This window comes from Bradyrhizobium sp. (assembly GCF_036735945.1).
Lineage (GTDB): Bacteria > Pseudomonadota > Alphaproteobacteria > Rhizobiales > Xanthobacteraceae > Bradyrhizobium.
This window is the reverse complement of record NZ_DAINNI010000187.1, coordinates 1-6,822: the sequence shown is the minus strand read 5'-3', so window position 1 is coordinate 6,822 and position 6,822 is coordinate 1. Positions and strand designations below refer to the sequence as shown.

Sequence of the window (6,822 nt, the reverse complement as noted above, 5' to 3'; positions counted from 1 at the left end):
ACGGCAAGACCACCCTGGTCGACCGCCTGCTGCAGCAATCCGGCACCTATCGCGAGAACCAGAAGGTGACCGAGCGCGCGATGGACTCCAACGACCTGGAGCGCGAGCGCGGCATCACCATCCTGGCCAAGGCCGCTTCGGTGCAGTGGAAGGATACCCGCATCAACATCGTCGACACCCCCGGCCACGCCGATTTCGGCGGCGAGGTCGAGCGCATCCTCAACATGGTGGATGGCGCGCTGGTGCTGGTCGATGCCGCCGAAGGCCCGCTGCCGCAGACCAAGTTCGTGGTCTCCAAGGCGCTCAAGGTCGGGTTGAAGCCGATCGTCGTCATCAACAAGGTCGACCGCCCCGACGCGCGCCCGACCGAGGTCATCAACGAAGTGTTCGACCTGTTCGCGGCGCTCGACGCCAGCGAGGAGCAGCTCGATTTCCCGATCCTCTACGGATCGGCCAAGCAGGGCTGGATGGCCGACAGCCCGGACGGCTCCCACGACGCCGGCATGCAGCCGCTGTTCGACCTGATCGTGCGCCACGTCGCGCCGCCGACGGTCGAAGAGGGCCCGTTCCGGATGATCGGCACCATCCTCGAAGCCAACCCCTATCTCGGCCGCATCATCACCGGCCGCATCACCTCGGGTTCGATCAAGCCGAACCAGCAGGTCAAGGTGCTCGGCGCCGACGGCAAGACCATCGAGCAGGGCCGCATCTCGAAAATCCTCGCCTTCCGCGGCATCGAGCGCACGCCGCTGGACGAAGCCGAAGCCGGCGACATCGTCGCGATCGCAGGGCTCACCAAGGGCACCGTCGCCGACACCTTCTGCGACCCCACCGTCGAGACGCCGCTGCCGGCGCAGCCGATCGATCCGCCGACCGTGTCGATGTCGTTCATCGTCAACAACTCGCCGCTCGCCGGCACCGAGGGCGACAAGGTGACCAGCCGCATGATCCGCGACCGCCTGCTGCGCGAGGCGGAAGGCAATGTCGCGCTACGCGTCGTCGAGGCCGCCGACAGGGATTCGATGGAAGTGTCCGGCCGCGGCGAATTGCAGCTCGCGATCCTGATCGAGACCATGCGCCGCGAGGGCTTTGAGCTTTCGGTGTCGCGCCCGCGCGTCGTGCTGCAGAAGGACGAGGCCACCGGCCAGTGGCAGGAGCCGATCGAGGAAGTCGTGATCGACGTCGACGAGGAGCATTCCGGCGTCGTCGTGCAGAAGATGAGCGAGCGCAAGGCCGAGATGATCGAGATGCGCCCCTCCGGCGGCAACCGCCTGCGGCTGGTGTTCTACGCGCCGACCCGCGGCCTGATCGGCTATCAGGGCGAATTGCTCACCGACACCCGCGGCACCGCGATCATGAACCGCCTGTTCCACGGCTACGCCAACTACAAGGGCGACATCCAGGGCCGCCGCAACGGCGTGCTGATCTCCAACGACCAGGGCGAGGCGGTCGCCTACGCCATGTTCAAGCTCGAAGATCGCGGCCCGATGATGATCGAGCCGGGCTGGAAGGTCTACAAGGGCATGATCGTCGGCGAGCACACCCGCGACAACGATCTCGAGATCAACGTGCTCAAGGGCAAGCAGCTCACCAACATCCGCACCACCTCGAAGGACGAGGCGGTGCGCCTGACGCCGCCGATCAGGATGACGCTGGAAAAGGCGCTGGCCTATATCGAGGACGACGAGCTGGTCGAGGTGACCCCGAAGTCGATCCGCCTGCGCAAGAAGTTCCTCGACGCCAACGACCGCAAGCGCGCGGAGAAGGCCAAGGAAGCGGTGGCGTAGGCAGCGAATGGCCAATGGCGCGTAGCGAATAGGGGCGTTTCCGAGCCGTTCGGATTGCTGTACCCTATTCGCCATTCGCCACCCACCATTCGCGGTTCATGACCTCCCTCCCCTCTTCCGTCGATGTCGCCATCATCGGCGCCGGCGCCGCCGGCCTTGGCGCCGCGAACGCGCTGAAAGGCTCCAACCTCTCCGTCATCGTGCTGGAAGCACGCGACCGCCTCGGCGGCCGGGCGCACACCATCATGGCCTCGCCCGACGTCACTTTCGACGTCGGCTGCGGCTGGCTGCACTCGGCGGACGAGAACTCCTTTGTCAAAATCGCCGGGCAGCTCGGCTTCGAAATCAACAAGTCATTGCCGCCCTGGCGCGAGCGCGCCTATGGCAAGGCGTTTCCGCAGGAAGACCGCGACGATTTCATCCGCGCGCTGAACGAATTCTACGACCGCGCCGAGCAGGCCGCGAGAGAGGCCGAGCGAAGCGGCCGCGACTGCGCCGCCAGCCTCTATCTCGCGCCCGGCAATCGCTGGAATCCGATGATCGACGCGATCTCGACCTATGTGAACGGCTGCGAGCTCGACCAGGTCTCCGTTCTCGACATGGACGCCTATCAGGACACCGACATCAACTGGCGCGTCCGCCGCGGCTATGGCGCGCTGATCGCGGCCTATGGCGCCTCGTGTCCGGTCGCGCTCAATTGCGCGGTGACGCTGATCGACCATTCGGCAAGGCGCATCCGCATCGAAACCGCGCGCGGCACCGTCGAGGCGGACAGGGTGATCGTCACCGTGCCGACCAATCTGATCGCCGACGAAGCGATCCGCTTTCATCCTCCGCTGCCCGCGAAGGTCGACGCCGCGCGCGGCCTGCCGCTCGGCCTTGCCGACAAGGTGACGCTGGCGCTCGAAGGCGCGGAGGAGTTTCCGAGCGAAGGCAATCTGCGCGGCGCCACCATGCGTACCGGCATGGGCACCTATCACATCCGCCCGTTCGGCCAGCCCTGCATCGAAGGCTTCTTCGGCGGCCGCTACGCGCAGTCGCTGGAAGACGCCGGCGACGGCGCGCTGGCCGCGGCCAGCATCGACGAGATCGTGTCCTTCCTCGGCAACGATTTCCGCCGCAAGCTGAAGCCGCTCGCGGAATCACGCTGGGCCCATGACCCGTTCGCGCGTGGTTCATACTCGCATGCGTTGCCGGGACATGCCGGGGATCGGGCAGTGCTCGCCGCGCCGGTCGACGACAGGCTGTTCTTTGCAGGGGAAGCAACCTCGCCGGAGTTTTTTACCACCGCGCACGGGGCGCGGGACAGCGGCGAACGGGCGGCGGGGGAAGTGCTGGCTGCGTTGAAAAAGCGCTGACCTCTCCGCCGTCATTGAGCGCAGCGAAGCAATCCTTTGCGCGGCATAACGGAGAGATGGATTGCTTCGTCGCTTTGCTCCTCGCAATGACGCGGAGGCAGCACCTACTCCATCACCCGCGCCCGCATATCCGCGTCAGGCACAAAGCACTCGTCATACTTCCCGAAGATCCGATACCGATTCCGCGCGACGAGGCTGTAGACGGCATCCCGCAGCGGCTTCGGCACCGCGAACAGCATGCGGACCCAGCCCCAGCGCGGCAATTGGCTGAGCACCGTCAGCGCGGCGTCGGATTTCAGCCACGCCACGCCGCCGTGCACCACGGCATTGGTGTCGGGATCATCCGGATCGATTCCGAATGTCTGCGCTAGCCTTGTACCGTAGGGCGACTGGATCGCGGTGAAGCGGAATCGGCGCGCTGTATCGCGCGTCGCGACGAAGCGAACCCAGCGCGAGCAGAAGATGCAGACGCCGTCATAGAGGATCACGTCATCGTCGGGCCATTTGGCAGTCATCGGTTATCCAGCGTCAGAAGCGCCACCAGCATCAGCACGATGGCGGGGCCGGTCTTCACCAGCGCGCCGAGCGGCTCGATCCAGAGATCCGGCGTCAGGATCGCGGCGCCTGCCATGTAGCCGAGCGAGGCGATGATACCCGCGATCAGGCCGAATGCCGAGGTGGCGCGAAACGCGATCAGGAGGCCGATGCTGATGTCCATCAGGCTGGTGCCGACGGTGACGGGACCGACCAGCCATGCCGGAAAATTGTGGCTGCGCAGGATATCAGCCGCCGCGTCAAACGAGATCACCAGCGCGATGAAGCCCGACACCAGCCAGAACAGCACGAGGCTTGCAATGACAAACGCCTTGATCGGATACAGCCGGGCAAACCATTTGTCCTGGATCGTCGCCGGATATTTTCCGGCCATCTGCGCCAGCGTCTTCGGCTTGATCCCGGTGGCGTTGATCCAGCCCGCGGGATCGCCGCGGACGCCGCGGCGCAATTCGGCGATCGCGGTGGTCCGCATCGGCGGCATCCAGCCGAACAGACTGGCGAAATCGCCAAGCTTCGCGCCGAGGTCGAGCAGGAACGAAGGCATCGTGATGCGCGGCCAGTCGTGCGTTCCGAATGCGTAGCGAATCTGGTCGATCACGCCGCCGAGCGTGGTCGGCTCTTCCTGCATCAGGTCCCAGATCACGCCGTTGGCGACGGTTGAATCGCGCACGGCAAGCCAGGCGATGGTCGCGGCAATGTCCTCCATCGCGACCGGCTGGAACGACGTCGCCTGTTCCTCTGCGGGAAGATCGAACGGATAGGCGGCCAGCGAACGCACCATGGCGCTGCCGCCATAGGCCGCCAGCGCGACCACGAAGCCCGGCCGCAGAATCGTATAGGCGACGCCGGACTGCGCGATCAGCCGCTCGCCTTCGCGCTTGGTGGTGCTGAAGGCGGTCTGGTCGGTCTCGTTGCTGCCGGGGATCGAGATGTGCACCAGGCGGATCGCGCGGCGGCTGGCGCGGATCGCGTCCAGAAGGCGCGTCACGAAATCACGATGCACGGCGGCGGTGTCGCTGCCAGGCCCGTCCTGCAGCACGCCGAGGCAATTGACGACGACGTCGATGTGATGGTCGCTGATCAGCTTGGTCAGCGCCGCCGCCTTCATCGACATCAGCGGCAACTCCAGGTCGAACGCGTCTGTCTTCTGCGAGGCAGTCAGCTTGCGGCCGACACCGACAACCGGAAATCCACGATCGCGCAGGTCGTGCGTGATGAAGCAACCGATCAGACCGGAAGCGCCGAGTACAAGGATTTTTCTGAAGTCGGCGTTCATGCTGGCTAGAACGGTTTGGCGATCATCAGCCACAGAATAGCCATGACCGAGCCAAAACCGGGAATCCCAAAAAGAAACCAGCGGTGGAAAAGCGCAAAATATCTGTGACACAGCCCTTGATTGTGTTCGGCCGCTTTTCGCGCGATGTCACGCATTTCGATCTGCATGAACACGACCGGCACCCAGAACAGCCCGGCCACCGCATAGAGCACGAGCGAAACCATCAGCCAGCGTTCGGTCCACGCCGTCGACGACATCACCATCAGCACGCCGCCGCTCACCGGCTGCAGCAGCACCGCGGTCAGCGTGAACAGCATGTCGGCGATGACGACGGTCTCGGCCGTGCGCGCGATGAAGGCTGTGTCCCGGCTGCGATGCGCCATCAGCATGAAGAACGCGATGCCCGTGCCGGTGCCGAGAATGACGATAGCGCCGAGCACATGCAGATATTTGACGAGGAGATACAGCATCATCGTTTCTTTGATGGGGCGGCAGATCGCACCTTCAACGCGCGGTCGAGTTCGGCTTTCGCAAGCGCTGCGCCACCAGTGCTTTCCGCCAGCCAGTGTCCTTCGCCGCCATGGGCCGGCAGCACGCGGAAGTCCACCTTGCCGCCGCCGGCGCGGAACGCATCCGCCAATTGCCTGGAGAATGCCGGCGCGAAATAGCTGTCATTGGCGGCGACCAGCCAGATCACTTTAACACGCGCGGCCTTGCCGAATTCGCGTGCCGCAGCGATCAGTGTGTGCGGCGCGCAGACCTTGCCCGGCAGATCATTGGCGTGCCCGCCGCGTCCGGGCGCGAACGCGATGATGGCGGCAATGCTTTTTGGATCTTCCCCCGCCAGCGCCAGCGCGCCCCAGGCCCCGGCCGAGTGGCCGATCACGACAACGCCTTCGGGACGGATGAAGGGCTGCTTGCGCAACGGGCCGATCGCCGCGGTGATCTCATCCGCGGTGGCGCGGCCGGCGCGCGCGTAGTCGGCCTCATCGCAGCCGCCCTGATCCTCGAGATATTTTCCACCCGCGCCATGGCCGGGCCGCTCCGGTACCAGCACTGCAAAACCGCGCGCCACCAGCGATGCGGCCAGCGCACGATATTCCGGCTGCGGCATCTGCGCCCGCCGCAACACGTTCTGGGTCGACGCGTGCGCGATCACGGCAAGTGGAAACGGTCCCTCGCCCGATGGCCTGAACAGCACCGCGCGCGCGGTGCTGCCATCAGGCGAAGGCACGCGCCATTGCTGCAGCCGATGCGGCTCGCCTTCCCGCCCTTGCGCACCGAGCGCAGGCTGCGCGGCTGCGGCTTTCACGCCGAGCGCGGCAACGAGCGCGATTGCAAGCAGCAGGACTGGCGAACGCATGAACTGAACTGACGGAGCCGAAGGCAGGCGGATTTCCTTGAAGCCATCAGCAGAATATTCGCCGGCGAATCAAAACCGGTTAATTTTTCCGTGAACGGAATTCGTATCCCGCTCAGGTTGAGGATACCGGTAACCATTCGCCGTCAGGGCGTCGGCAGACAGCCCCTTTGTCCTCTTTCGATACATATAAACCGGTTACTGATGCAGAAAATCCACAGGCTAACCGATAATTAACGATGGACCTTGAAGCCGGCCCGCCGACTTGCTTTGATCAGCACATGAGCACAACCCTGATCGAGGTTCGACCGGCCAAGGCTGCGGACGCAGCTGCGGTGGCGGCTACGCATGATGAAGCCTGGCGCTCGGCGTATCAGGGCATTATTCCCGGCGCCGAGCTCGAAAAACTGATTAACCGTCGCGGCCCGCATTGGTGGGACAGCGCGATCCGCAAGGGCAGCCGCGTCAGCGTGCTGGTGTTCGGCG

The 6,822-nt window shown here is 64.9% G+C and carries 6 protein-coding genes and 1 pseudogene; 3 read left to right on the top strand and 4 right to left on the bottom strand.

Annotated elements, in window-relative coordinates; all coding sequences use genetic code 11:
• Together typA and V7E26_RS28425 are read left to right on the top strand one after the other, a co-directional pair.
• A partial coding sequence (gene typA / locus V7E26_RS28430) for a translational GTPase TypA (RefSeq protein WP_324422713.1) occupies window positions 1–1,787 on the top strand: 1,787 nt, incomplete at its 5' end.
• Window positions 1,788–1,885: 98 nt separating this feature from the next.
• A complete protein-coding gene (locus V7E26_RS28425) occupies window positions 1,886–3,145 on the top strand; it encodes a flavin monoamine oxidase family protein (RefSeq protein ID WP_324422712.1) in 1,260 nt (419 codons plus the stop codon).
• Between the two features lie 104 nt (window positions 3,146–3,249).
• On the opposite strand, the gene V7E26_RS28420 is transcribed toward V7E26_RS28425, so the two are convergent.
• The 4 genes from V7E26_RS28420 to V7E26_RS28405 are packed head-to-tail and all read right to left on the bottom strand — an operon-like array spanning window position 3,250 to window position 6,339.
• Window positions 3,250–3,660 (bottom strand): thiol-disulfide oxidoreductase DCC family protein, encoded by a 411-nt coding sequence (locus V7E26_RS28420; RefSeq protein ID WP_324422711.1) that lies wholly within the window; start codon window positions 3,658–3,660, stop codon window positions 3,250–3,252.
• Complete coding sequence (locus V7E26_RS28415; RefSeq protein ID WP_324422710.1) at window positions 3,657–4,976, bottom strand: SDR family oxidoreductase; 1,320 nt, start codon at window positions 4,974–4,976, stop codon at window positions 3,657–3,659. The genes V7E26_RS28420 and V7E26_RS28415 overlap by 4 nt, the downstream gene beginning before the upstream one ends.
• A 5-nt stretch (window positions 4,977–4,981) precedes the next feature.
• Window positions 4,982–5,449, bottom strand: coding sequence for a DUF2269 family protein (locus tag V7E26_RS28410; protein ID WP_324422709.1), 468 nt, complete (start codon window positions 5,447–5,449; stop codon window positions 4,982–4,984).
• On the bottom strand, window positions 5,446–6,339 hold the full coding sequence (locus tag V7E26_RS28405) for an alpha/beta hydrolase family protein (RefSeq protein WP_324422708.1): 894 nt from the start codon (window positions 6,337–6,339) through the stop codon (window positions 5,446–5,448). Before V7E26_RS28405 ends, V7E26_RS28410 begins: the two co-directional genes overlap by 4 nt.
• Window positions 6,340–6,617: 278 nt before the next feature.
• On the opposite strand from V7E26_RS28405, the pseudogene V7E26_RS28400 reads away from it, so the two are divergent.
• Window positions 6,618–6,822, top strand: a pseudogene (locus tag V7E26_RS28400) (GNAT family N-acetyltransferase); the annotation flags it as partial.